The sequence below is a fragment of the Pannonibacter sp. genome, assembly GCF_051860505.1.
Lineage (GTDB): Bacteria > Pseudomonadota > Alphaproteobacteria > Rhizobiales > Stappiaceae > Pannonibacter.
Genome location: NZ_JBHYDX010000029.1, coordinates 40,089 through 65,657, shown reverse-complemented (window position 1 = coordinate 65,657; position 25,569 = coordinate 40,089). Strand labels below are relative to the sequence as shown.

The 25,569-nt window shown below is 63.0% G+C and carries 25 protein-coding genes; 7 read left to right on the top strand and 18 right to left on the bottom strand.

Annotated features, from left to right (window positions below; genetic code table 11):
• Positions 1-467: 467 nt before the first annotated feature.
• The 12 genes from ptsN to ACTIFE_RS18015 all read right to left on the bottom strand — a co-directional run bounded on the left by ptsN (position 468) and on the right by ACTIFE_RS18015 (position 10,697).
• Positions 468-935: a PTS IIA-like nitrogen regulatory protein PtsN gene (gene ptsN / locus ACTIFE_RS18070; RefSeq protein WP_439530527.1), complete on the bottom strand. Its 468-nt coding sequence runs from the start codon at positions 933-935 to the stop codon at positions 468-470.
• Between the two features lie 79 nt (positions 936-1,014).
• The gene (gene hpf, locus ACTIFE_RS18065; RefSeq protein WP_439530526.1) at positions 1,015-1,602 is read right to left on the bottom strand and encodes a ribosome hibernation-promoting factor, HPF/YfiA family; all 588 of its coding nucleotides are present in this window, start codon (positions 1,600-1,602) and stop codon (positions 1,015-1,017) included.
• A 285-nt stretch (positions 1,603-1,887) separates the two neighbouring features.
• The gene (gene rpoN / locus ACTIFE_RS18060) at positions 1,888-3,465 is read right to left on the bottom strand and encodes an RNA polymerase factor sigma-54 (RefSeq protein WP_439530525.1); all 1,578 of its coding nucleotides are present in this window, start codon (positions 3,463-3,465) and stop codon (positions 1,888-1,890) included.
• 187 nt (positions 3,466-3,652) lie between these two features.
• Positions 3,653-4,435 (bottom strand): LPS export ABC transporter ATP-binding protein, encoded by a 783-nt coding sequence (gene lptB, locus ACTIFE_RS18055; RefSeq protein ID WP_208983650.1) that lies wholly within the window; start codon positions 4,433-4,435, stop codon positions 3,653-3,655.
• 142 nt (positions 4,436-4,577) lie between these two features.
• Positions 4,578-5,108 (bottom strand): lipopolysaccharide transport periplasmic protein LptA, encoded by a 531-nt coding sequence (gene lptA, locus ACTIFE_RS18050; RefSeq protein WP_439530524.1) that lies wholly within the window; start codon positions 5,106-5,108, stop codon positions 4,578-4,580.
• Entirely contained in the window at positions 5,105-5,731 is a 627-nt protein-coding gene (gene lptC / locus ACTIFE_RS18045) for an LPS export ABC transporter periplasmic protein LptC (protein ID WP_439530523.1), read from the bottom strand. Before lptC ends, lptA begins: the two co-directional genes overlap by 4 nt.
• 244 nt (positions 5,732-5,975) lie before the next feature.
• Entirely contained in the window at positions 5,976-6,596 is a 621-nt protein-coding gene (locus ACTIFE_RS18040) for a ribonuclease D (protein WP_439530522.1), read from the bottom strand.
• 129 nt (positions 6,597-6,725) lie between these two features.
• Entirely contained in the window at positions 6,726-7,001 is a 276-nt protein-coding gene (locus ACTIFE_RS18035) for an HPr family phosphocarrier protein (RefSeq protein WP_439530521.1), read from the bottom strand.
• 33 nt (positions 7,002-7,034) lie between these two features.
• Positions 7,035-7,439, bottom strand: coding sequence for a PTS sugar transporter subunit IIA (locus ACTIFE_RS18030; RefSeq protein WP_439530520.1), 405 nt, complete (start codon positions 7,437-7,439; stop codon positions 7,035-7,037).
• A 155-nt stretch (positions 7,440-7,594) separates the two neighbouring features.
• A complete protein-coding gene (locus tag ACTIFE_RS18025; RefSeq protein ID WP_439530519.1) occupies positions 7,595-8,077 on the bottom strand; it encodes an HPr kinase/phosphorylase in 483 nt (160 codons plus the stop codon).
• Positions 8,074-9,921 (bottom strand): stimulus-sensing domain-containing protein, encoded by a 1,848-nt coding sequence (locus ACTIFE_RS18020; protein WP_439530518.1) that lies wholly within the window; start codon positions 9,919-9,921, stop codon positions 8,074-8,076. The genes ACTIFE_RS18025 and ACTIFE_RS18020 overlap by 4 nt, the downstream gene beginning before the upstream one ends.
• Positions 9,922-9,998: 77 nt before the next feature.
• Complete coding sequence (locus tag ACTIFE_RS18015; protein ID WP_106752861.1) at positions 9,999-10,697, bottom strand: response regulator transcription factor; 699 nt, start codon at positions 10,695-10,697, stop codon at positions 9,999-10,001.
• 457 nt (positions 10,698-11,154) lie between these two features.
• On the opposite strand from ACTIFE_RS18015, the gene ACTIFE_RS18010 reads away from it, so the two are divergent.
• From ACTIFE_RS18010 to ACTIFE_RS17990, 5 genes are all read left to right on the top strand, one after another.
• Positions 11,155-12,765, top strand: a complete 1,611-nt coding sequence (locus ACTIFE_RS18010; protein ID WP_439530517.1) for a phosphoenolpyruvate carboxykinase — start codon at positions 11,155-11,157, stop codon at positions 12,763-12,765.
• Between the two features lie 206 nt (positions 12,766-12,971).
• A complete protein-coding gene (locus ACTIFE_RS18005; RefSeq protein ID WP_439530516.1) occupies positions 12,972-13,328 on the top strand; it encodes an XdhC family protein in 357 nt (118 codons plus the stop codon).
• Positions 13,318-14,034, top strand: a complete 717-nt coding sequence (locus ACTIFE_RS18000) for an XdhC family protein (RefSeq protein ID WP_439530515.1) — start codon at positions 13,318-13,320, stop codon at positions 14,032-14,034. Before ACTIFE_RS18005 ends, ACTIFE_RS18000 begins: the two co-directional genes overlap by 11 nt.
• Positions 14,034-15,644 (top strand): NTP transferase domain-containing protein, encoded by a 1,611-nt coding sequence (locus ACTIFE_RS17995; protein WP_439530514.1) that lies wholly within the window; start codon positions 14,034-14,036, stop codon positions 15,642-15,644. Before ACTIFE_RS18000 ends, ACTIFE_RS17995 begins: the two co-directional genes overlap by 1 nt.
• A gap of 242 nt (positions 15,645-15,886) precedes the next feature.
• The gene (locus ACTIFE_RS17990) at positions 15,887-16,090 is read left to right on the top strand and encodes a hypothetical protein (protein WP_439530513.1); all 204 of its coding nucleotides are present in this window, start codon (positions 15,887-15,889) and stop codon (positions 16,088-16,090) included.
• Between the two features lie 167 nt (positions 16,091-16,257).
• Here ACTIFE_RS17990 and ACTIFE_RS17985 read toward each other — a convergent pair whose 3' ends face one another.
• The 6 genes from ACTIFE_RS17985 to ACTIFE_RS17960 form a co-directional block, all read right to left on the bottom strand.
• Positions 16,258-16,665, bottom strand: coding sequence for a F0F1 ATP synthase subunit epsilon (locus tag ACTIFE_RS17985; protein ID WP_439530512.1), 408 nt, complete (start codon positions 16,663-16,665; stop codon positions 16,258-16,260).
• Between the two features lie 107 nt (positions 16,666-16,772).
• A complete protein-coding gene (gene atpD / locus ACTIFE_RS17980) occupies positions 16,773-18,197 on the bottom strand; it encodes a F0F1 ATP synthase subunit beta (RefSeq protein ID WP_439530511.1) in 1,425 nt (474 codons plus the stop codon).
• Between the two features lie 19 nt (positions 18,198-18,216).
• Positions 18,217-19,095 (bottom strand): F0F1 ATP synthase subunit gamma, encoded by an 879-nt coding sequence (locus tag ACTIFE_RS17975; RefSeq protein ID WP_439530510.1) that lies wholly within the window; start codon positions 19,093-19,095, stop codon positions 18,217-18,219.
• Between the two features lie 36 nt (positions 19,096-19,131).
• Complete coding sequence (atpA, locus tag ACTIFE_RS17970; protein ID WP_439530509.1) at positions 19,132-20,661, bottom strand: F0F1 ATP synthase subunit alpha; 1,530 nt, start codon at positions 20,659-20,661, stop codon at positions 19,132-19,134.
• Positions 20,661-21,221, bottom strand: coding sequence for a F0F1 ATP synthase subunit delta (locus ACTIFE_RS17965; RefSeq protein WP_439530508.1), 561 nt, complete (start codon positions 21,219-21,221; stop codon positions 20,661-20,663). The genes atpA and ACTIFE_RS17965 overlap by 1 nt, the downstream gene beginning before the upstream one ends.
• A 232-nt stretch (positions 21,222-21,453) precedes the next feature.
• A complete protein-coding gene (locus ACTIFE_RS17960) occupies positions 21,454-23,625 on the bottom strand; it encodes a primosomal protein N' (protein WP_439530534.1) in 2,172 nt (723 codons plus the stop codon).
• Between the two features lie 360 nt (positions 23,626-23,985).
• Here ACTIFE_RS17960 and fsa point away from each other — a divergent pair, with 360 nt between their 5' ends.
• Together fsa and ACTIFE_RS17950 are read left to right on the top strand one after the other, a co-directional pair.
• Positions 23,986-24,639 (top strand): fructose-6-phosphate aldolase, encoded by a 654-nt coding sequence (gene fsa / locus ACTIFE_RS17955; protein ID WP_439530507.1) that lies wholly within the window; start codon positions 23,986-23,988, stop codon positions 24,637-24,639.
• 400 nt (positions 24,640-25,039) lie between these two features.
• The gene (locus ACTIFE_RS17950; protein ID WP_439530506.1) at positions 25,040-25,462 is read left to right on the top strand and encodes a MerR family transcriptional regulator; all 423 of its coding nucleotides are present in this window, start codon (positions 25,040-25,042) and stop codon (positions 25,460-25,462) included.
• Positions 25,463-25,569: the final 107 nt, after the last annotated feature.

Below are 25,569 nucleotides of genomic sequence, written 5' to 3'. Positions count from 1 at the left end.
AAATGTCATGTTCTTTGCATTTCTAGCGCATGTTAAATAATCCGCGCTTAAGATGCATGGTAAATATCACAATAAAGTTAAATCTGCTCGACATATATTTACGAATTGTTAATGAATTAATTCCTCTGAACCCCAATTGCTTCCAAATTTTTCCCTGTAATCGCAAAATCGACTTAAGGAAGCACAGCATTTTTTGCTGCCGCTACGTTATACATGACACCCTCCCAAAAGCCAACCGGCCTGCAAGACAGTAAAAGCAAAGACCAAATGCATCAGTCGTGACGGAATGGCAGCAGGAAACGACCGCCAGACAGCGGACCGGGCCAGGGCTTCAGGCCAGGACATCAGATTGGGACTTCAGGTTGGGACTTGAAATCCGCACGGCAAAGCCAACAACTGGCGAATAGCCAAACGAAAACCCCGCCCGAAGGGGCGGGGTTGATGCGGGAAAACTGACTGGAAGAAGGTCAGGCCGCGTTGGATGAGGCCAACGGCTGGGTCAGGAGAGCGAAGGCCGCTTCCGGATCTTCGGCAGCGCGCAACCCGCCCGCAACCTTCGGGTCGCGCAGCTGGCGCGCAATCCGGGCCAATGCTTTCAGGTGATCCGCGCCGGCGCCTTCCGGGGCCAGCAGCAGGAAAATCAGATCGACCGGCTGATCATCCAGCGAGTCGAAGTCGATCGGCTTGTCCATGCGGGCGAAGACGCCCACAAGACGGGTGAGCTTGATCAGCTTGCCGTGCGGAATGGCCACGCCATGCCCAACGCCGGTCGAACCGAGCCTTTCACGCTGCAGCAGCGTGTCGAAGATTTCGCGCTCAGTCAGTCCGGTCAGTTCGGCGGCCTTGGAGGCCAGTTCCTGGATTGCCTGCTTCTTGCTGTTCGCCTTCAGCCCGACAACCACTGCGTCTTGCGTAATCAGATCACTCAGATCCATGTTCTTTTTCCATTTCGTCCCGGCGAGGGCCCAGGCGGCGCATGCCGCCGGAGCCCCGCGTGTCCGGGAAGCGACCAGCCTAGCTGGCCGTCTTCTGCGCAACCAGGGCCGGATCAATCCAGCCGATATTGCCGTCCGGACGCCGGTAAACCACATTGACGCCGCCGCTGGCGGCATTCTTGAAGACGACGACCGGAGCTTCGGACAGATCAAGCTCCATGACGGCCATGCCGACGGTCAGCGTCCTGATCTTGGCCGAGGTTTCGGCGATAACCAGCGGACTGAAATCCGCCGGCACTTCCTCTTCCTCCTCGGGCAAAGCCAGGACATAGGACGCGGCTTCGAAAACTTCACGCTCTGCGCCATTGGCCCCATGATGGGCCTTCAGCTTGCGCTTGTAGCGGCGCAGACGCTTCTCGATACGTTCCGCAGCGCGGTCGAAGCTCGCGCGCGGATCAGGGTCCTCCCCGGAGACCTGCAATACGATGCCCGTGTCCAGGTGGATCGAGCATTCGGTCTTGAATCCCGATCCCTCCCGGCTCACGGTTACGTGGCCATTGAAACCACCGCCGAAATACTTCGACAGCGCGTCAGCTATCCGGTCGTTGACGTGATCGCGCATGGCAGATCCAACATCAACATTCTTGCCCGATATCCGCAGTGTCATGGGGACCTCTACTCGTTCATGAACCGAAATGCAGTCGGTGGCCCGACTCTCGGGACACATCATGTCCCGGACGTTGCAGCATGAACCACTCGGCGCTTCGGCGCCATACCCCTTTGGCCATAGGTTTCGGGGGCGGGCTATAGGCGTCGCCCATCCGAAAGTCAATCGCCGTGGCATGGCACCTCCCGCCATGTGGAGCGGCTGCATCCGCATCTTATTATATAGCAATGGTTTGCGTGTTTTCAGAAAAGATCGTCAAAACCGCCTGTTGTGGGTAAAGCCGGCTTACCGGCCGCCACTTTTTTCCCGTCGCCGCTGCACTGACGAAGAAATGCGCAAAGCCTCGCGATACTTGGCAACTGTACGCCGTGCAATGTCGATGCCTTCCGCCTTCAGCATCTTCACCAAGGTGTCATCCGACAGGATATCCGAGGCAGATTCGGCGTCGATCAGTTGCTTGATCCGGTGACGAACGGCTTCGGCGGAATGCGCGTCGCCGCCCTCGGTCGCCGCGATCGAGGACGAGAAGAAATACTTCAGCTCGAAGATGCCCCGTGATGTCGCCATGTATTTGTTCGACGTCACGCGGCTGATGGTGGATTCATGCATGCCGACCGCATCGGCGATGGTCTTGAGGTTGAGTGGCCGCAGATGCTCGATGCCGTAACTCAGAAAGCCGTCCTGCTGGCGCACGATCTCGGTCGACACCTTGAGGATGGTCTTGGCGCGCTGGTCGAGGCTTTTCACCAGCCAGTTCGCTGTCTGCAGGCAGTCCGTCAGATAGCTCCGCTCCGTTTCCTTGCGGGCCGTCCGGGTGACACTGGCGTAATAGGTCTGGTTGACCAGCACGCGCGGCAAGGTGTCGGCGTTGAGTTCCACGGTCCAGCCGCCATCGGAGGCGCGGCGCACCAGCACGTCCGGCACCACAGGCTGCACCAGCGCGCTGCCATAGGCCCGGCCGGGCCGGGGATCCAGTGCCCGGATTTCCGCGATCATGTCGGTGAGGTCTTCCTCATCGACATTGCACAGGCGGCGCAGCGCCGCCAGTTCGCGCCGGGCAAGCAGTTCGATATTGTCGATCAGTGTCGCCATTGCCGGATCGAAGCGATCACGCTCCTTGAGTTGCAAGGCCAGGCATTCGGCGAGCGAGCGCGCAAACACGCCCGAGGGCTCGAACCCTTGCAGGATGGCCAGAACCGCCTCGACCCGGGCCGGCGAAACGCCGAGCTGGCCGGCAGCCTCGTCAAGCTCCTGCGCCAGATAGCCGTTTTCATCCAGGCTGTTGATCAGATGCAGGCCGATCAGCTTGTCAACCGGATCCGCCAACGCCAGGTTCATCTGGTCGGTGAGGATCTGCGTCAGGGATTCTTCTTCCGCGACAAAGGCTTCGAGGTTGTAGTCCTCACTGACCCCGCCTCCGGTGCGTCCGGAATCAGCCGCATAGGCAATGGCCTGCTCGGGTGCCGGCGCAACGCCGCCGTCGTCGGGAAACACATTGCCAAGGTCGGTATCCATGCTGGCGGCCATGGTTTCGGCACTCGATTCCAGCTGGTTCTTCATCCAGTCGCCGGCTTCTCCCTCGGGCGCCTCACTGCCATCAAACCCGGCGTCATAGGCCTCCCCTTCACCACCAGACGCAGCGGCTTCAGGCAGGATTTCGACGGCGCTGTCACCTGACTGTTCGCTGGCAGAGCCAGTCGCCGGATCGCTTCGTTCGAGCAATGGGTTGCGTTCCAGCTCAGCGTCAACATAGGCGGCAAGATCAAGATTGGAAAACTGCAGCAGCTTGATCGCCTGCATCAGTTGCGGCGTCATCACAAGCGACTGGCTCTGCCGCATCTCAAGCTTGGTCGAGAGTGCCATGGGCGGGTCGCGCATCCTGCTGGGCAGGCCGGTCAGGGCTTGGCTTGCCTGCCCCCGGTCCTGCGATAGGTCTGTCCTCCCGGACCGGACCCGATCGACATGAACGGGTGACGGCGGTCCAGCCTCGAAACCGGATCAGACTGGATCTGGTCCGTTTCTTGCTTATACCGCAGCCAAGCCGCCCGCATCAAAGTGTAAATTGTTCGCCAAGGTAAAGACGGCGCACATCAGGATCCGCGACGATCTCGTAGGGGGTGCCCTCGGTCAGCACTTCACCGGCGGCAATGATATAGGCCCGGTCGATCAGGCCAAGTGTTTCACGGACATTGTGATCCGTGATGAGAACGCCGATGCCGCGCTGGGTCAGGTGGCGCACCAGTTGCTGGATATCCCCCACCGCAATCGGGTCGATGCCGGCAAAGGGCTCGTCCAGCAGCATGAAGGAGGGCCGGCTGGCCAGTGCCCGGGCGATTTCCACACGCCGGCGCTCGCCACCGGACAGGGCAATGGACGGCGACTTGCGCAGATGGGTGAGGCCGAATTCGGCCAGCAGCTCATCGAGATCCGCCTGACGCTGCTTGCGGTCCGGTTCCACAACCTCCAGAACAGCGCGGATGTTTTCTTCGACGCTGAGACCGCGAAAGATCGAGGCCTCCTGCGGCAGATAGCCGATGCCAAGACGGGCACGGCGGTACATCGGCAGGCTGGTAATCTCGAAGCCGTCAAGGGTGATGGAGCCCTGGTCCGGGCGGATGAGGCCGGTGATCATGTAGAAGACCGTCGTCTTGCCGGCGCCGTTGGGGCCCAGCAGCCCCACGGCCTCACCGGGATAAACGGTCAGCGAGACATGTTTCACCACGCGGCGCTTGCCGTAGCTTTTGCCGATGCCCTCAACGGCCAGCGCACCGTAGCCGGAGCCAGGTGCAGCCTCACTGTCCTGGTCGGACCGAGCGCCAAAAGAAAAAGGCAACCATCTCACGCGTGGGCGTCCTGGAAATGAACAAGGGCGAAGTCATAGGGGGTGCCGCCGCTCCTGTCGAGCCCGTCCGCAGGTCCGGTCAAGGTGACCGGACACGGGACAGCAGGATCCGGCAACCGGCCCACCTCAGAGATCAGTTCCCGTTGAGGCTGTTGGGCTGGATGAGAACCTTGACGCGACCGGACTGCCGGGCCTCGAGATCGGCCTTGCCGGTTTCCAGGTTGATCGTGAGCTTGTTGCCGACGACGACATTCGGCCCCTGGCTCAGGACCACCTGCTGGCCGGTCATTACCATGATCTTCCGGGCCATGTCGAAGCTGGCTTCGTCGCCCGTCGCCGTCTGGTCCTGGGACGAGATGTAGACGCGGCCATTGGCTTCCAGCCGCTTGATGCGCTGCTGGACACCGCCGTCGGCCTTGCCATCATAAAAGACGCGCAGCTTCTGCGTCTTCATGCGCGTTTCGCCCTGGGAGACGAGAACATCACCGGTAAAGGTCGCGCTGTTGGTCTTGTCCTCGACCTGCAGTTCCTGCGCCTCGATCTGGATCGGTTCCTTGTCGTTGTCACCGAAACCGGCAAACGCATTCGAAAAAGTCTGTGCGGCGGCAAGCCCGGGCGCAAGGGCAATCAGGGCCGCAGCCGCAAACAGGGAAATGCCCTTCATTCTGTTCTCTCCGTGTCCTTGGCGACCATCTTGGTGGCACCCGGTCGTAGCGTCATCTTGATGCCGTTGGTGAAGCGCACGACACCATTGTCCTGATCATAGCTGAATTTTCCCGCACTGATGTCGCCTTGCGTGGAGCGCACGACCAGCGGATCGGATGTCCGCACCTTGCCGGTCTTCAGGTCGATCTGCACGGAAGAAAACTCCGCGTCATAGTCACCGCTCCAGTCCAGCTTGATGCCGTCCTTGAGCAGCAATGTCTCGGCGCCATTGTCATAGGTGCCCTTGTTCGCCGTGATCGCCGCCCGCTGGCCATCGCCCATCACGATTTCGGCGACAATGGTCTCAAGATCGATGATACGCGGGTCCATGATCCGCTGGATCGCCCGCACGGCGGAGACCTTGTAGGAGCGGTCGCCGTCATGACCGGACAGTTCCGGACGATCCATGACCAGTCCCTCTGACGTCAGCATGACATTGCCGATCCCGAGGCTGGTGAGGAAGTTGAACAGGACGATCAGCGCGGCCATCACCGCCACGATGCCGATGCCCAGCAAGGGGAACAGGATGCGCAAAATCCGCACGCGGCCAGAATGCCGGCGCGCGTCACCTCGGGCGCGCATCAATCGCGCACCCGCCTCACCATCCCACGCGTCAGAGCTCAAGAAGCTGCCTCGCCGCTAGGGCCCGTCCCACCTGGGCCGCATGTTCAACCGGATGACAGGCCTCCCCAGGACCTGACCGCGCCTCCATATGGGGTGCGCATCCCCTACAATAAAGTGTCCGCCGGGTTTCTGCCAATCCGAAGCCGGATTGACCTTAAGAGACCGGACAGAACCACACGCCGCCCCGGCGCGTGGCAAACGATCAGCTGTGCGCGAAAATGTCGTCCTCGTCCCAGCCGATCAGGTCCAGGCGTGCCCGGGTCGGCAGGAAATCGAAACAGGCATTGGCAAAGCCGGTGCGCTCCTCGCGGGCCAGCATTCCCTCGAGCTGCCGCTGCAGCGCGTGCAGATAGAGCACATCGGAGGCTGCATAGGCGAGTTGCGCGTCGGACAGTTTTTCGGCCGCCCAATCTGAACTCTGCTGCTGCTTGGAGAGTTCGACACCGAGAAGCTCGCGGGTGATGTCCTTCAGGCCGTGCCGGTCCGTGTAGGTGCGCACAAGCTTGGAGGCAATCTTGGTGCAGAACACCGGCGCCACCTCGATGCCGAGATACTGATACAGCACCGCGACATCGAACCGGGCGAAATGGAAAATCTTGGTCACGGACGGATCGGTGAACAGGCGCGCCAGATGCGGCGCTGTCTTCTGGCCACGGTCGATCTGCACCACATCGGCAGAGCCATCACCCGGCGACAGCTGAACCACGCAGAGCCGGTCACGGTGCGGGTTGAGACCGAGCGTTTCCGTATCCACCGCGACAGCCGTGACGCCCTGGTAGTTGGAAAGGTCGGGCAGGTCGTTCCTGTGGTAGCGGATGGTCATCGGTTCGGTCTCGTCATTCGGGTTTGCCGCGCACTTACAGCACATTCAGGTGCACTGCGGCAAGGGAATGGCAGAGAACGATGACTAAAACGGAAAGGCGCGCCTGCCGACGGCTTCCGAGGCGCAGATTCAGTCCTCTTCGCCGAAGCGATCCGCCACCAATGCTGCAATGGCCGCCATGGCGGCTTCGGCATCATTGCCTTCGACACGCACATGAATGCAGCAGCCTGGCGCTGCAGCCAGCATCATCAGCCCCATGATCGAATTGCCGCCGACGGTCTGGCCGTCCTTGGACACCTGCACCTGCGAGGAAAAGGTCTCGACCAGCTTCACCAGCTTGGCGGAGGCGCGGGCATGGAGGCCGCGCTTGTTGACGATGGCTAGGTCCTGTTCAAGTCGCGTCATTTTGCGGAATTATCGTCCCGGGTAAGCACTGCGTCAGGCCTGGCCGGAAAGAACCTGGCTGGCGACGGATATGTACTTTTGCCCGGCTTTGCGCGCTTCGTCCACTGCCTCGGGCAGGGCGCGGTCCCCGCGCAGGCTGGTCAGCTTGATCAGGAGCGGCAGGTTGACGCCGGCGACCACCTCGATTGTCTTGCCATCCATGACAGAAATGGCAAGATTCGAAGGGGTTCCGCCGAACATGTCGGTGAGAAGCACCACGCCCGCGCCGGTGTTGACGGCTTCGACAGCATCAAGAATATCCTGGCGCCGCTGCTCCATGTTGTCTTCGGGACCAATGCAGATGGTCGCGATCTGGGACTGCGGGCCGACCACGTGCTCCAGCGCCGCCTTGAATTCCTCAGCCAACCGGCCGTGGGTCACGAGTACGAGTCCGATCATTCTTGCCCGACCTGTCCTGATCAAGATCTGGTCATATCGATCTGACCGGACCCTGCTCAACGTTTTCATGCTGCGGCTTGCCTGCATCCGGCGGCTTGCCCGCAATGTCGGCAAGGCAGCGGCGCAAAGCAAGTCGTTTTTCAGATTAAATTCCGTTAAACTGGGCACTCCGCCCCGTCGCAGAGCCGGATCAGCGCTGCCCGTGCCAGCATCACCTGACGTGGCAGATCCCCTGCCGGCGCCGGTTGGCGCGCAACAGCGATCCCGGCCAGTGTCGTCTGGAACGCATCGTCCTCCGGCATCCGCTCCAACTGCCCGGATGGGACAAGATCGACAACCAGGCGGATCAAGGCCTGCCGCTCGGCCCGCTCGCCTTCGATCCCGCGACCCCGCAGTTCAATCAGACCGGCGAGCACCGGCGCTCCACTGGCAACCAGCCCGGACGGATACGCCGTCAACTCTACGCGATCATCGCCGACCAGCGCTGCCCAGTGCCCCTTCCGCCGCGCCATCGCCAGAAGCTCCAGTGCCAGCATCGACTTGCCCGCTCCGGACGGACCGCGCAGCAGCACGCCATGGCAGCCCAGAACCAGCGCCGTCGCATGCTGGAACGGCTCGGGCGCCGCCGGCGAGCTCATGTCGGCCGTCCCGCTGGCAGGGAGATCGTGAACCGGGCCCCCAATACGCGCGACTGGCCGCTTTCGGGGTCTGTCTCCGTTCGGTTTTCCGCGCTGATCGTACCCTTGTGCGCCTCGATGATCTGGCGGGAGATGGACAGGCCAAGGCCGGAATTATTGCCGAAGTCTTCGCCATCGGGCCGGTCGGTGTAGAAGCGCTCGAAGATGCGCTCGATTTTCTCGGCCCGGATGCCTGGCCCGTCATCGTCGACCGTGACCAGAATGCGCCCCCCCTTGCGGCTCGCACCAATCCGGACATTCCCTCCCTCGGGTGAGAATGAGCGCGCGTTGTCGATCAGGTTGTTGATCACCTGTGCCAGCCGGCTGTCGTAGCCCATCATCTCATAGGGGTTTTCGGGCTTTCTCTCCCCCGGCTTGTCCGGTTTCACATCGGCGATTGCCAGGATCACCCGGGGCATGTCCTCGCTTGCCCGCTGGTTGCTCATGTCGGCAACGCCGCGCAGGAGCTTGGCCACATCCAGAACCTCAGCGTTGCCGCGCGAGAGTTCCGCATCGAGGCGCGAGGCATCGGAAATATCGGTAATCAGTCGATCCAGCCGCCGCACATCATGCTGGATCACCTCCAGCAGCCGGGCTCTCGACGTGTCGGACTTGGCCAGCGGCAAGGTTTCCACGGCGCTGCGCAATGATGTCAGCGGGTTTTTCAGTTCATGCGCCACGTCGGCGGCAAAGCGCTCGATAGCGTCCATGCGGTTATAAAGCGCGTTGGTCATGTCGCGGAAAGCCCGCGCCAGATGGCCGATTTCATCCTGGCGATCCGAGAAGTCCGGGATTTCCTGGCGCGAGTTCGAGCCCTTGCGCACCCGCTCCGCCGCCGCCGCCAGCCGGCGCACCGGACCGGCAATCGTGCCGGCCAGGAGCACCGACATGATGAACATCACGCCCGCCGCGACCAGAAACACACGCATGATGGCGATGCGCTCGGCGCTGACGATGGCGTCGATATCGCCGCCCTGGGTGGACAGGAGCAGCGTTCCCAGCACGGCGCGAAAGCGCTGGATCGGCACTGCCACCGAGACAATCAGTTCGCCGCGTTGCGACACGCGCACGACACTGGCCGGCGATCCGGCAAGGGCGGCCTCGACCTCCGGATAGACCCGTCCATCACCGCCACCAGCCTCAAGGTATAGCGGCAGATCGCCCTGGCGCAGCCAGAGCTTCGTCGATTGCCAGACCCGGTCAAGCATACCGATCTCCTCGCCCTCGGGCGGCGGCAGATCGAAGCGCAGGATCTGGGGGCCAGAATAGAGATGACGCGAGTCCAGGATCAGCATGCCGTCCGGATCATAGATCCGGGCGCGGGTCTTGGTCGGCGAGATCAGGCGTCGCAGCACAGGCCCCACCCGTTCCGGATTGACCGGAAAGTCGAGCGACGTCAGAGAGTTGGAGTCTGGTCCCAAGGTCTCTCCGGCCTGCAGTTGCAGCAGCTTTTCCGGGTCGACGCTGATGGCGCCGGTGTCCACCGTAGCCGACGCCGCAATCGCGCTGGCGATGATCTCGCCCTGGGTCAGAAGGCTCTGCACCCGGGCATCGATCAGGCCGGCGCGGAACTGGTTCAGGTAGAGAATGCCGGAAACCAGCGCGATCAGCCCGGCCAGATTAAGCACGACGATGCGCTTGGTCAGCGAAGAGAACACATAGGTGCCGAGAAACGCGCCAATGCGCAAGCGGGCCCGGCGGCGCAGGCGCGGATTGCCGAGCCGGCGCAAGGGTGCAGCACCCCGCTCGCCGGCCGCTTCGGCCGGACGCAAGGTCATGTCATCCTTGTCCGCTTCACTAACCATCGCAATCCGCTGCTGCGGCTCTGCTGGCGTCTACCTCGCCGGCGCGGAGCATACGTCCTGCCACCTGCGCCGCGACCTCAGGTTTCGCGAAAGCGATAACCGACGCCATAGAGCGTTTCGATCATGTCGAAATCATCATCGACCATCTTGAACTTCTTGCGCAGCCGCTTGATGTGGCTGTCGATCGTGCGGTCGTCAACATAGACCTGATCGTCATAGGCCGCATCCATCAGCGCATTGCGGCTCTTGACCACGCCCGGCCGCTGCGCCAGGGCGGAGAGGATGAGGAACTCCGTCACGGTCAACGTCACCGGCTTGCCGTTCCAGGTGCAGGTGTGGCGCTCCTGGTCCATCAGCAAAAGGCCGCGCTCCAGCAGCTTGTCGGCATCCTCGCGCGGCGACGAGGCATCACGCGGGGAAACCCGGCGCAAGACAGCGCGTACCCTCTCGACAAGAAGGCGCTGGGAGAACGGTTTCCGGATGAAATCATCCGCCCCCATCTTGAGCCCGAACAGTTCGTCGATCTCGTCGTCCTTGGAGGTGAGGAAGATCACCGGCATGTCGGAGGTCTGGCGCAGGCGGCGCAGCAGTTCCATGCCGTCCATACGGGGCATCTTGATGTCGAAGATCGCCAGCGTTGGCGGATCGGTCAGGAGACCATCCAGAGCCGATGCGCCGTCCGTGTAGGTCTGGACCCGGTAGCCTTCGGATTCCAGAGCAATCGACACCGAAGTCAGAATGTTGCGGTCGTCATCGACCAAGGCAATCGTCGGCATGATGCGGGTCTTCGTCCTCTGATCCGTCAAGGTGATATCTCACTTTCAGCGTTTGGCCCCGCAATTGCGCATAAAATAAGGCATTGCTTCGCCAGCACCAAACCATAAAGCGCCAATTAAGGCAGAACGGCAGGTCGGCTTTCATTAATCGGCAAAGCTGTGACCTGCGTCACGCACGGCCTCTGCGATTGCCCTGTGCACCCTCAGTCAACGGAATAAGGAAAGACAAAAGCAGCAGCGCCACAGTTTTGCTTAAATTCGAACAGTGAAATAAATCATATTCGCAAGTCTTCGCCTTTTAATCGATTTAGTGCGACGGTTCTCCAAAGGGATCACTTGTTGCAGAAATCCCAATCAACTAGGTTCCGGCAGCCGCAGGACTTGGGAGACGGCGCAACGGTAAAGGCCCCTCCCCCTGCCGCTCCATTTCACGTTCTTCGACAGGGATTGCGCGACCATGAAAGAGACGGGCGTCAGAAATCCGGCCTTTGGCCTTGAAACAATCGGGCTGACGGATCTGTCCGCGATCTACTGGAACCAGAACGAGCCGGCGCTCTATGAGCAGGCGCTGGCGCGCGGGGAAGCCTGCCTGGCGGCCGGCGGCGCACTGGTTGCCGACACAGGCCAGCACACAGGGCGCTCGCCCAAGGACAAGTTCGTCGTTGCCGATGAGAACACCGAGAATCAGGTCTGGTGGGACAACAATGCCCGCATGAGCCGGGAGCAGTTCGACGTGCTGCTGACCGACTTCATCGCCCATGCCAAGGGCCGGGACCTGTTCGCGCAGGATCTGTTTGGCGGTGCCGACGCCGACTATCGCCTGCCGGTCCGGGTCTACACCCAGTATGCCTGGCACTCGCTGTTCATCCGCAACCTGTTGATCCGTCCGAAGGCCGAAGAGCTGGCCTCGTTCCTGCCGAAGATGACTATCATCGACCTGCCGAGCTTCAAGGCCGATCCGGCCCATCACGGTTGCCGCTCCGAAACCGTCATTGCCTGCGACCTGACGCGAATGATCGTGCTGATCGGCGGCACGTCCTATGCCGGCGAAATGAAGAAGTCGGTCTTCACCTTCCTCAACTACCTGCTGCCGCCGCAGGGCGTGATGCCGATGCATTGTTCGGCCAACGTCGGCAAGGATGGCGATACAGCCGTCTTCTTCGGCCTGTCAGGCACCGGCAAGACCACCCTGTCCGCAGATCCTGAGCGTACGCTGATCGGCGACGACGAGCACGGCTGGGGCAAGAGCGGCGTCTTCAACTTCGAAGGCGGCTGCTACGCCAAGACCATCAAGCTGTCGAAGGAAGCCGAGCCGGAAATCTACTCCACCACCCAGCGTTTTGGCACCGTGCTTGAAAACGTCGTGCTGGACGACAACCGCGTCCCGGATTTCGATGATGGCCGCAAGACCGAGAACACCCGCGCGGCTTACCCGATCCACTTCATCTCGAACGCATCGAGCACCGGCATTGCCCCGCAGCCGAAGACGATCATCATGCTGACTGCCGATGCTTTCGGCGTGATGCCGCCGATCGCCAAGCTGACCCCGGCGCAGGCCATGTACCACTTCCTGTCCGGCTACACTGCCAAGGTCGCCGGTACCGAAAAGGGCGTCACCGAACCGCAGGCGACCTTCTCCACCTGCTTCGGCGCTCCGTTCATCCCGCGCCACCCGACCGAATACGGCAACCTGCTGCGCGACCTGATCGCGGAGCACAATGTCGACTGCTGGCTGGTCAACACCGGCTGGACGGGCGGCGCCTATGGCATCGGCAACCGCATGCCGATCAAGGCCACCCGCACGCTCTTGCGGGCAGCGCTGGACGGGTCGCTGAAAGATGCTTCGTTCCGCACCGACGCCAACTTCGGCTTCGCCGTGCCGGAAGCGGTTCCGGGCGTCGACAGCGCCATCCTCGACCCGCGCTCGACCTGGGCTGACGATGTCGCCTATGACGCGCAGGCCAAGAAGCTGGTGCAGATGTTCATCAGCAACTTCGCCAAGTTCGAAGAAGCCGTGGACGGCGCCGTGCGCGACGCGGCCCCCGTCCTGCGGGAAGCGGCGGAGTAACACACGGCTTCCCTTTTGGCAGCCTGTCCGCCGGCAGGCCGCCCTTCGCAGCGCTCCGGGGAAACCCGGGGCGCTGTTTTGCTGTGGCGTGGCCTGCGACAGTTCCGGTTCCCCTTCCGCGCAGGCCCCTTTTCGCCCTGCGGACCGCCCTATATGGTCTTGTCGTAAGGCTTGCAGCACTCGGCTGCAGGAAGGGAGGACGCAGGATGCAGCAGGAGAACCAGAGCAACGCTGGAAACACCGGCGCCGATGTTCTCGCCATTGCGGAACGCTGGGCTCGGTCCGGGCGCAAGGTGGCCGTGGCAACCGTTGTCGAAACCTGGGGCTCTGCCCCGCGTCCGGTTGGCTCGCATCTCGTCATCGATGCCGATGGCAACTTCGAAGGATCGGTTTCGGGCGGCTGCGTCGAAGGCGCCGTCGTCAGCGAAGCGGCAGATGTCATCGCCAGCGGCAAGCCAACCGTACTCGAGTTCGGCGTTGCCGATGAAACCGCCTGGCGCGTCGGCCTGTCCTGTGGCGGCCGCATTCGCGTCTATGTGGAGCCCGTGACCGATGCGGCTTGACCTCCTTTCCGCGCTGAATGACGCAAGGGCCCGGCGGCAGGCCGCGATCCTTGTGACCGATCTGCAGGATGGCGGCCAGCGCCTCGTCCGCTCGTCAACCCTGTCTGCCGATGACCCGCTGTATCTTGAATTAGAAAAGCGCTTTCGCAGCGGGGCGTCCGGTCAGGTCGAGGCCCCGGACGGCCGCGCCGCGTTCCTGACGGTCTCGGTCCCCTCGCCACGGCTCGTCATCATCGGCGCTGTCCATATCTCGCAGGCGCTGCTGCCGATGGCCGAGATCGCCGGCTTCGATGTCACGGTCATCGATCCGAGAACTGCCTTTGCCAGTGAGGAGCGCTTTCCAGCGCAGGTCTTGAAGCCGGATTGGCCGCAGGATGCGCTAGCGACCGCCCCACTTGACGCCTATACCGCCGTTGCAGCCGTCACACATGACCCGAAGATCGACGACTACCCCTTGATCGAGGCTCTGCGCGCCGGGTGTTTCTATGTCGGAGCGCTTGGCAGCCGGAAGACCCACGCCAGGCGGGCCGAGCGCCTGCTGGCTGCCGGCCTTGGCGAGGCAGACATTGCCCGCATAAAAGCTCCGATCGGCCTCAGCATCGGCGCGTCCTCCCCGGCAGAGATCGCGGTTGCCGTTCTGGCTGAAATTATCGCCGCCCTGCGCCAGAAAACGGAAGCCCGGTCTAACAACCCGGTGACCCTCTGATGCGCTTTGGTCCGGTTTCCCTTGCCGAGGCCGTCGGCGCCCTGCTCGCCCACAGCCAGCACGCCGGGGAGCGGGTGCTGAAAAAAGGTCACACCCTGACGTCTGACGATGTCGCCAGGCTGGCTGAGACCGGGCTCACGTCCCTCATCGTTGCGCGGCTTGAACCAGGCGATGTCTCCGAAGATGACGCGGCCCGGCAGCTTGCAAGTGCCGTCGCCGGGCCGGCCATCACCACCGACGCGCCCTTCACGGGCCGGGTCAATCTCTATGCCGAAGCCAATGGCGTGTTGCAGCTCGACGTGGCGGCGATCCATCGCTTCAACCGGATCGATCCGGCAATCACCCTTGCCACCCTGCCGGACCTGACCGCCGTTGAGGCTGGACGCATGGTCGCCACCGTAAAGATCATTCCCTTTGCTGTACCGGGCCAGTCCGTAGCCGTCGCTGATGCGGCGGCGCGCGCTGCGGTGCGCATTGCCCCTTACCGGCCGCGCCCGGTGGGTTTAGTGGCAACGCGGCTGCCGCAACTCAAGACGGTCACCATGGACAAGACGCGCCGCGTCGTGCAGCAGCGCCTGGCGCCGTCCGGCAGCCTGTTGCTGCCCGAAATCAGGACAGAACATGCAGCTCATACCGTCGCTGCTGCCTTGCGGGAGCTTCTCGACCAGGGCGCAGGTCTGGTGATCCTTTTCGGCGCATCGGCAGTCGTTGACCAGGGGGATGTGCTGCCTGAAGCCATCCGGCTTGCCGGTGGATCGGTCCGGCACTTCGGCATGCCGGTCGATCCCGGCAATCTGCTGCTGCTGGGCGACGTCGCCGGCGTGCCGGTCATCGGCGCACCGGGCTGCGCCCGCAGCCCCAAGGAGAACGGCTTCGACTGGGTGCTGCAGCGCTTGCTTGCCGACATCCCCGTCACCGCCGATGATATCACCGCGCTGGGCGTTGGAGGCCTGCTGATGGAAATCACATCCCGGCCGCAGCTGCGTGAGCCGGCCACTCCTCGCCGGAAGCGGCGCTATGGCGCGCTGATCCTTGCCGCCGGGCGCTCCAGCCGGATGGAAGGCGGCAACAAGCTGCTCGCAAGACTGGGTGGCCAGAGCCTTGTCGCCCATGCCCTCGATGCGGCCTGCAACAGCTGCGTTTCCGATGTTGTGCTCGTCACCGGTCATATGGCCGATGTCGTGGCAGCCGAAGCGACGGGGCGGGCGGTCGGGATTGCCCATAATCCGGATTTTGCCTCCGGCATGGCGAGTTCCATCCGGACAGGACTGCTGGCGCTGCCGGTTGACCTCGATGGGGTCGTCATTCTTTTGGGCGATATGCCCGGCGTCACGGCTGCAATGGTGGACAAACTGATTGCCGCGCATGATCGGGACAGGCGTCACCTCATCGTTATCGCCACCGCCGAGGGAAAGCGCGGCAATCCGGTTCTGTTCGACGCGGTCTTTCTCGACGCGCTGAAAGCACTTGAAGGTGACATCGGCGCAAGGCACCTGATCGCCCGCGAAGCCGAGACCGTGGTAGAGGTGGAACTTGGAGGAGCCGCCCGGCTCGACCTCGACACCCGGGAAGCACTGGCGGCGGCCGGCGGGGAAATAAACATCAGTTAACCTTTGGCAAAGCCATGTGATTTCTGCGCAGCTCTTATGCCGTCAAAAGAGTTGCGTTGCAGCATCTGGGTGCTTATGTATGCACCACTCGCGTTGCCACGCGGCAGGCCGGGCTCGCCCGCGCCTCGCGTTACAGCAACCAGGATTTCATAGACAGGTGCGCACGCATGGCCGTCCCGGAGACCCCGGGCCAACGGCCGGCTTTTTGCGCTTTCCTGTCACAGACCGACATGAGGATGACCATGGATCTGAGCTTGCCCCGTCCGGGCCGCTGCAAATGGGCAGAAGGCGATACCGGCAACTACACGTTCCCGTGCAACCAGCGCGTTGATGCGGGTGTGTCTTACTGCACCGATCACCGTGCGCTCGTCTACATGCCGCCGGAAGAGCGTCGCCGCTCCAAGCCGGCAAACAACTCGGCAAGCTTCAAGCGAATCGCCGCCTAATAAAAACACAAGCGGCGCACGTGGCCCCATCGCGTGCAAAGAAGTCCGGAGCGAAAGCCCGGGCTTTTTTGTTGAGCTGAGTTTGGCGCGGCGGACGCTGCAAAAGCAAAGGGCAGGAACCTTTCGGTCCTGCCCTTAAACCTTGACAGTGTGTGGGACGCGTCGGATCAGGCGGCCTTGAGGGCGGACTGGATCTCGCGGAGCTGGCTCAACAGCGTCTCGGCCTTCAGCCGGCTGGCGTCATCGCGCGCATCGGCGACGTCTTCCTCGGCGTTCTTGACGTGTTGCGCCAGGACATCCGCCTTCAACTCGGTCACCGGGATCGCCATTTCGGCAAGCACGGTAAGACCGCGGTCGTTGACATCAGCGAAGCCGCCCCGGACAAAGAATTCGAGGACCTGGCCGCCATCCTTGCGCACCTTCAGGAGGCCGGGACGGATGGTGGACATGAACGGGCTGTGATCCTTGAGGACGCCGAACTCGCCTTCGCTGCCCGGCACGGTGACCTCAAGAACCTTTTCCGACAGGAGAAGGCGCTCGGGCGAGACAAGCTCGAACTGGAATGGCTGTGCCATCTGGCAAGTCCTTTACTGGTCGACTGGCTGGCAATCGGATCGTTAAACGAGGCGCGGCGGCCGCGCCCCGGTTGAGCAGACCGCCGGTCGCCCGGCGGCCTGTTGCATCACGCGGCTTCGGCAGCCAGGCGCTGAGCCTTCTCGATCGCTTCCTGGATGTTGCCGACCATGTAGAAGGCAGCTTCCGGCAGGTGATCATAGTCGCCGCTGACCAGGCCCTTGAAGCCCTTGATCGTGTCTTCGAGGGCGACGAGCTTGCCCGGCGAACCGGTGAAGACTTCTGCGACGAAGAACGGCTGCGACAGGAAGCGCTCGATCTTGCGGGCGCGGGCCACGGTGAGCTTGTCCTCTTCGGACAGTTCGTCCATGCCCAGGATCGCGATGATGTCCTGCAGGGCCTTGTAGCGCTGCAGGGTCTGCTGAACCTGACGCGCGACGTTGTAGTGCTCGTCGCCAATGATGCGGGCGTCAAGCATGCGCGAGGTGGAGTCCAGCGGATCCACGGCCGGGTAGATGCCCTTTTCGGCGATCGAACGGTTCAGAACCGTCGTTGCGTCGAGGTGGGCGAAGGTCGAAGCCGGCGCCGGGTCGGTCAAGTCGTCGGCGGGCACGTAAACGGCCTGCACCGAGGTGATCGAACCCTTGGTGGTGGTGGTGATGCGTTCCTGCATCGTGCCCATGTCGGTCGCCAGCGTCGGCTGGTAACCCACGGCCGACGGGATACGGCCGAGCAGAGCCGACACTTCCGAACCCGCCTGGGTGAAGCGGAAGATGTTGTCGACGAAGAACAGAACGTCCTGGCCCTGGTCGCGGAAGTGCTCGGCAACGGTCAGACCGGTCAGCGCAACGCGGGCGCGCGCACCGGGGGGCTCGTTCATCTGGCCGTAAACAAGCGCGGCCTTGGAGCCTTCGCCGCCGCCTTCCTTGTTCACGCCGGACTCGATCATTTCCCAGTAAAGGTCGTTGCCTTCACGGGTGCGCTCGCCGACGCCTGCAAACACGGAGTAACCACCGTGTGCCTTTGCGACGTTGTTGATCAGTTCCATGATCAGAACGGTCTTGCCCACGCCGGCGCCGCCGAACAGGCCGATCTTGCCGCCCTTGGCGTAAGGAGCCAGAAGGTCCACGACCTTGATGCCGGTGACCAGGATCTCGGCTTCCGTCGACTGTTCGACGAAGGACGGAGCTTCCTGGTGGATGCCGCGCTTGGTGTCGTGCACGATCGGTCCGGCTTCGTCCACCGGCTCGCCGATCACGTTCATGATGCGGCCAAGCGTGCCGGCGCCGACCGGAACCGCGATGGAACCGCCGGTGTCGGTCACCTTCTGACCGCGGACCAGACCTTCGGTCGAGTCCATGGCGATGGTGCGCACGGTGTTTTCGCCAAGATGCTGGGCAACTTCGAGCACCAGACGGGCGCCCTGGTTCTCAGTTTCCAGGCTGTTCAGAATCTGCGGCAGGTGGCCGTCGAACTTGACGTCGACCACGGCGCCGATGACCTGGGTAATCTGTCCGACTTTGGTGTCAGCCATCCCTCAATCCTCGATCCGGTCAGAGCGCCTCTGCGCCCGAGATGATTTCAATCAGTTCCTTGGTGATCTGAGCCTGACGCTGACGGTTGTACTTCAAGGTCAGTTTCTTGATCATGTCACCGGCGTTGCGGGTCGCGTTGTCCATGGCGGACATGCGGGCGCCCTGCTCCGACGCGGCGTTCTCAAGGAGCGCACGGAAGATCTGCACCGCGATGTTGCGGGGCAGGATATCGGTCAGAATTTCGGCCTCGTCCGGCTCGTACTCGTAGATCTGCGCAGCGTCAGTGGACACCTTGCCTTCCGGCAGCTTGGCCGGAATGATCTGCAGAGCCGTCGGCACCTGGCTGATGACCGACTTGAACTCGGCATACATCAGGGTGCAGACGTCAAACTGATCCTTGTCATACATGGACAGGACCAGATCGGCCACTTCGGCGGCATTGGCATAGCCAATCGACTTCACGCCGCGCAGTTCGATCGTGCGCAGCACGAGCTTGCCGAACTCACGCTTGATCGCGTCATAGCCCTTCTTGCCGACGCAGAGGATTTTCACCTCCTTGCCCTGGGCAATCAGGCTGCGGGCGCGCTCGCGCGCCAGCTTGGCGATCGACGAATTGAAGCCACCGCACAGGCCGCGCTCGGCCGTGGCGACGATCAGGAGATGTACCTGATCGCGCCCCGTGCCGGACATCAGCTTCGGCGCATCGTCGCGGCCTTCGAAGGCGACGGCGATATTGGCCAGCACCTGGTCCATGCGTTCCGCATAGGGCCGGGCAGCCTCCGCAGCTTCCTGGGCGCGACGCAGCTTCGCCGCGGCCACCATTTTCATGGCCTTGGTGATCTTCTGCGTCGCCTTGACCGAGGCGATGCGGTTTCGTAGGTCCTTCAGGCTCGGCATGGCCGCCCCCGCTCCTTCTCAGACAGCGTTCCGGGATTAAGAGAAGCTCTTGGCGAAAGCATCGATCGCCGCGCGCAGGCGGGCGGTCAGCTCGTCGTCGAGAGCCTTCTTCTGCCAGATCGCGTCGAGAAGGTCCTTGTGCTCACCACGCAGGGAGAGCAGCAGGCCTGCCTCGAAGGCGCGAACGCGATCGACGGGGATTTTGTCCAGGTAACCGTTCACGCCGGCATAGATCACCGCAACCTGCTCCTCGGTCTTGAGGGGCGAGAACTGCGGCTGCTTCAGCAGCTCGACAAGACGGGCACCGCGGTTCAGCAGGCGCTGGGTGGTGGCGTCCAGATCCGAACCGAACTGGGCAAAGGCCGCCATTTCGCGGTACTGCGCCAGTTCGCCCTTGATCGGGCCTGCGACCTGCTTCATCGCCTTGACCTGGGCCGCAGATCCCACGCGGGACACGGACAGGCCGACGTTCACCGCCGGGCGGACGCCCTGGTAGAACAGGTCGGTTTCAAGGAAGATCTGACCGTCGGTGATCGAGATCACGTTGGTCGGAATATAGGCCGACACGTCGTTCGCCTGGGTCTCGATGACCGGAAGAGCGGTAAGCGAACCGTTGCCATTGGCATCGTTCAGCTTGGCCGCACGCTCCAGCAGACGGGAGTGCAGGTAGAACACGTCGCCCGGGAAAGCTTCACGTCCGGGCGGGCGGCGCAGGAGCAGGGACATCTGGCGGTAAGCCACGGCCTGCTTGGACAGATCGTCATAACCGATCACGGCATGCATGCCGTTGTCGCGGAAGAACTCGCCCATGGCACAGCCAGCAAACGGGGCCAGGAACTGCAGCGGAGCGGCGTCCGAAGCGGTCGCGGCAACGACGATGGAGTACGGCAGGGCGCCGGCGTCTTCCAGGGTCTTCACGAACTGGGCAACGGTGGAGCGCTTCTGACCGACTGCGACGTAGATGCAGTACAGCTTGTTGCTCTCGTCGTCGCCTTCATGCAGGGACTTCTGGTTCAGGAAGGTGTCGAGCAGAATGGCGGTCTTGCCGGTCTGACGGTCACCGATCACCAGTTCGCGCTGGCCACGACCGACCGGGATCAGGGCGTCAATCGCCTTGAGGCCGGTGGACATCGGCTCGTGCACGGACTTGCGCGGCAGAATGCCAGGCGCCTTGACGTCCACGCGACGCTTCTCGGTGAACTCGATCGGGCCCTTGCCGTCCAGCGGGTTGCCCAGCGGATCGACAACGCGGCCGAGCAGGCCCTTGCCGACCGGAACTTCCACGATGGCGCCGGTGCGCTTGACGGTGTCGCCTTCCTTGATTTCACGGTCGGAACCGAAAATCACGATACCGACGTTGTCGGTTTCAAGGTTGAGCGCCATTCCGCGCACGCCACCGGGGAACTCGACCATTTCACCAGCCTGGACATTGTCCAGGCCGTAGACACGGGCGATGCCGTCACCGACGGACAGTACCTGACCAACCTCAGAAACTGCGGCATCCTGGCCGAAGCTCTTGATTTGGTCCTTGAGGATAGCGGAAATTTCCGCGGCCCGAATATCCATCAGCCGACCTCTTTCATTGCGAACTTAAGAGAATTGAGCTTGGTGCGCAGCGACGTATCGATCATCCGGCTGCCGACCTTGACGATAAGACCGCCAATGAGGGCTGGATCGACGCGTGCGGCGATGTTGATCTTCTTGCCCGTGGAGGCGGAAATCGCCTCCTTGAGCGCCGCGACATGGGCGTCCGACAGCGGGGCTGCGGACAGGACCTCTGCCGTTGCCTCGCCGCGCTTTTCAGCCAGCAGGGCACGGAAGGCCTTGATCATGTCGGGAAGAACGAAAAGGCGCCGGTTCTTGGCCGCCAGTTTGACGAAGTTGGCCGCCAGACCAGAGATGCCTGCCTTCGACAGCAGGGCATCAAGCGCCGCCAGCTGCTCGTCGGCAGTAAACACCGGGCTGCGTACAAGGCGAACGAGATCCGCGCTTTCCGCCAACATGGCATCAAAAGCTGCGAGGTCACGCTCGACCTCGCCGGTCGCGCCACCGTCTTCGGCAAGTTCGAGCAGGGCTGCGGCATACCGCTTCGCCACGCCGGAAACGAGAGTTGTGTTGTCAGTCACCTGATCCGAGCTCTCTGACACAATTTCAAGGCACCGCAGCAGACTATCTGCCTGCAAAACCTTGAAATTAATTGGGTTTTCAGGGTCAATTGGATTGACGGCATAACCGCGCCCCCAGAAGCCGCGCCTCGCATAACACAGGCTGTCGGGGTGTGCAACTTCACAAGGCTGGACATTCGCTGCAATTGCGAAGGATTCTTGCCGCAGCGGCTCGCCCCCGTCACAAATGCCGTCACAGAAACTGCTGCGGATCGATGTCGATTTGCAGTTTCAGCCCCCCGCGCGCCGGCGGAGCTAGGCGCATCCAGTGCCTCAGGTAGGCCTGCAGATCGGTCTGGCGCGGCGCCATCGCCAGGAGCCGGAAGCGGTAGCGGCCGCGCACCATCGCCAGTGCCGCTTCGGCCGGGCCCAGGATCGTGACATTCCTGTCTGGCGGGGCGACGCGCGAGACCGCACGGGCGAAAGCTTCCGCCGCAGCTTTCTCCGGCCCCGAGATCACCAGCGCGGCGAGGCGGCCGAACGGCGGCAACCCGGCCACCCGGCGCGCTTCGATTTCTGCCCGGTAGAAGGCCTCCCGATCGCCCGATAGCAGCGCCCGCAGCACCGGATGGTCCGGCGAATAGCTCTGCAATATGCCGCGTCCGCCGCCCGTCACGCGCCCGGCCCGGCCCGTGACCTGCGCCAGCAACTGGAATGTCCGCTCCGCTGCACGGGGGTCGCCATGCGCCAGACCCAGGTCGGCATCGACGACACCCACCAGTTTCATCAGCGGAAAGTTATGCCCCTTGGCGACAAGCTGCGTCCCGATGACGATGTCGGCCCCGCCTTCTTCGACAATCTTCATTTCCCGCCGCAGCCGCTCCGGTCCGCCGAGGAGGTCGGAGGACAGGACGAGGACGCGAGCTTCCGGAAACAGCCCCTCCACCTCTTCTGCAACACGCTCGACGCCCGGACCGCAGGCGACCAGCGCATCCTGGGTGCCGCAGGCCGGACAGGACCGAGGAATCGCTTCGCTATGGCCGCAGTGATGGCAGATCAGCTTGCCCTTCATCCGGTGCTCCACCAGCCAGGCGCTGCACTGGCTGCACTGGAACCGGTGGCCGCAGGACCGGCAGAGTGTCAGCGGAGCATAGCCACGCCGGTTGAGAAACAGCAGCGACTGGCCCTTCTGGGCCAATGTCTCGCGCATCGCCATGATGAGGCCGGGCGCGATCCAGCGGCCACGTTCGGGCCCTTCGATGCGCATGTCGATGACCGACAGGTCTGGCAGGCTGGCGCCGCTGGCCCGTTCCGGCAGCACATGGCGCTGGTAACGTCCGACGTCGGCATTGACCCGGCTTTCCACGGATGGCGTTGCTGAGGCAAGGACGACCGGAAACCGCGCCAGATGCCCGCGCACCACCGCCATGTCGCGGGCATTGTAGGACACCCGGTCATCCTGCTTGAAGGCCGTGTCATGCTCTTCGTCGACAACGATGAGCCCCAGATCGGCGAAAGGCAGGAAGAGGGCCGAGCGTGCCCCGACCACCACCGGCACCTCTCCGCTCGCAACCCCGCGCCAGACTCGCGCGCGTTTCTTTGGTGTGATTTCCGAATGCCATTCGGCCGGCGCGACGCCGAAGCGCGTCTCGAAGCGGCGCAGGAACTGTTCCGTCAGGCCGATTTCAGGCACCAGCACCACCGCCTGCCGGCCGCGCCGGACGGCTTCGGCGACGGCCTCGAAATAGACCTCGGTCTTGCCCGAGCCGGTGACGCCGTCAATGAGCGAAACAACGCCGCCCTTGTCGAAGCTTGCCACCAGCGCGCTCGCCACCTCAGCCTGCATCGGCGTCAGGTTCGGCGGGTTGAAGTCAGGCTCAGGCATTGGTGGCAGCGGGGTCGCCGTCATGAACACGGGTTCAAACACTCCTTGCGCCGTCAGGCCGTCGATGACGGAGGAACTGACCCTGGCGGTGGCGGCAAGGCCGGCGCGGGTCCAGGCAAAGCCCTCGCTCGCGGTATCGATCACCCGCGCCCTTGCCGGGGTCATGCGATCGGGCTGGCGATCCAGCACCAGACGCAGGCCGGGGACTGGCGCTTCCCGCTCCAGCGCGTCTTCCGAGCGCAGCACCATGCGCAGCACCATGCCGGGGGAAGCCAGGGTCCAGGCGGCGACCCAGTCAATGAAACGGCGCAATTCGTCCGTCAGCGGCGGACAGTCATAGACCTGACTGATCTGTTTCAGCTTGGCGGGATTGATCGCCGCATCCGCCGGCGTGTCCCAGACAGCGCCGATGACCTCGCGCGGGCCCAGCGGCACCCGCACGATGGTCCCCGGCACCACGGTCTGGCCCGCCGGAACGCGATAGGTATAGGGTTCCGGCACAGCGACAGGCACCAGCACACTGGCGATGGTCTCGCGCATTTCGGGCAGGTCGTCGAACAGCACGCCGCAATCGTCTCCGGTTGTTTTATCCAGCTTGGCTGGCCCGATTTCAGCCGAGGTCCGGCTCAGGTCAAACCAGTGTTCTCGCTCAGGTCTGGTCCAAGCCTGAAGATGGGCCTGAGCACCCCTGGCTTCGACCTCGTGGCCCTTCCCTTGCCGAAGCCTGAGGTACGCTCCGCAAAATGACAGGCCTCACCGAATCGGGGGTGTTGCACTGTGCGATCCTACGCTAAACAGACGGGGACCGGAGTGGCAGATGGCGCATGCCGTCTTCCGTCCCGCCTCATTTCGAGTGGACGCGCTCTGTTTCTGTCGGGCGCAAGGGGAGTTGATACCCAAATGAAGTTCTTTGTCGATACGGCTGACACCGCAGAAATCGCCGAACTGGCCGCCACCGGCCTGCTGGACGGCGTAACCACCAATCCGTCCCTGATCATGAAGGCTGGCCGCCCGATGAAGGATGTGATCGCAGAGATCTGCCAGATCACCGATGGCCCGGTTTCCGCAGAAGTTGCCGCGACCGACTATGAAGGCATCATGCGCGAGGCCAAGGTGCTCGCCGCCATTGCGCCGAATGTCGTCATCAAGCTGCCGCTGACCATGGATGGTCTCAAGGCCTGCAAGGCGCTCACTTCGGCCGGCCACAAGACCAACGTCACCCTGTGCTTCTCGGCCACCCAGGCCCTTCTGGCGGCCAAGGCCGGCGCCACCTACATCTCGCCCTTCATCGGCCGCCTCGACGACATCAATCTCGATGGCCTCGAACTGATCCGCGAAATCCGCACGATCTACGACAACTACGGCTTCGCCACCGAGATCCTGGCTGCCTCGATCCGCACGATCAACCACGTGCGTGACTGCGCCATCATCGGCGCAGATGTCGCCACCATCCCGCCGTCGACCCTCAAGGCCCTGGTCAAGCACCCGCTGACCGACAAGGGCCTCGAAACGTTCCTGGCCGACTGGGCCAAGACCGGCCAGTCGATCGCCTGATCGCTCTGGTCTCCCGCCTTGAAACGGCACCCTTTGGGGTGCCGTTTTTGTTTGTACGCCTTCTCATTCGTCGCGTTTCTCCGCCGTCATTCCGGACAAGGTGAGCGCAGCGAACCGCAGATCCGGAATCCAGCGTGTCAGTGCGAGCGCAAGCGAGCGCATCATCAATGCAACATCAACGCCACGTACTGGAAAAGCTATGTCGCGCTCCGCGCGGCTGATTTCTGGATCCCGGCTCGGCGCTTCGCTTACGCTCAGCTGGGCCGGGATGACGGCCTCGTTCAGGTTTGCGACCCGCAGCCTCGCATACGAACTCCGTTTCCGCCCACCCCTCATACCCCTTGCAGTCAGCGCACAAAACACTCAATCTATAGCCATTGGAGCTATAGGAATTCCGGCCATGTCCGACCTGTCCATCGGTGATCTCGCCCGCCGTACCGGCGTCAAGGTGCCGACGATCCGCTATTATGAACAGATGGGGCTGGTGCCGGAACCCCCGCGCACCGAGGGCAACCAGCGCCGCTATGGACGGGCCGAACTGGACCGCCTCACCTTCATCAAGCATGCCCGTGATCTCGGGCTGCCAATGGAGGCGATCCGCGACCTGATCAACCTCAGTGCCCATCCCGAGCGCCCCTGCGGCGATGCCGAACGGATCGCCGCCGAACAGCTCACTGCAGTTCGCGACAAAATCGCCCGCCTGCAGCGGCTGGAAGCGGAACTGGCGCGGATCATGGCCCATGACCACGGCGCCCACACCGTCGCCGACTGCCACGTCCTGCGTGCCCTGGCCGACCATTCCCTCTGCGACGGCGACCACTGAGCGCGGCGTGGCGCCTGGCCTACTGCTTCCGAGACGACACACCGCCAACGACCCCACTCCGAGGTCATCCCCGCGCGAGGCGGGGATCCAGCTGCGCCGCACAAGCA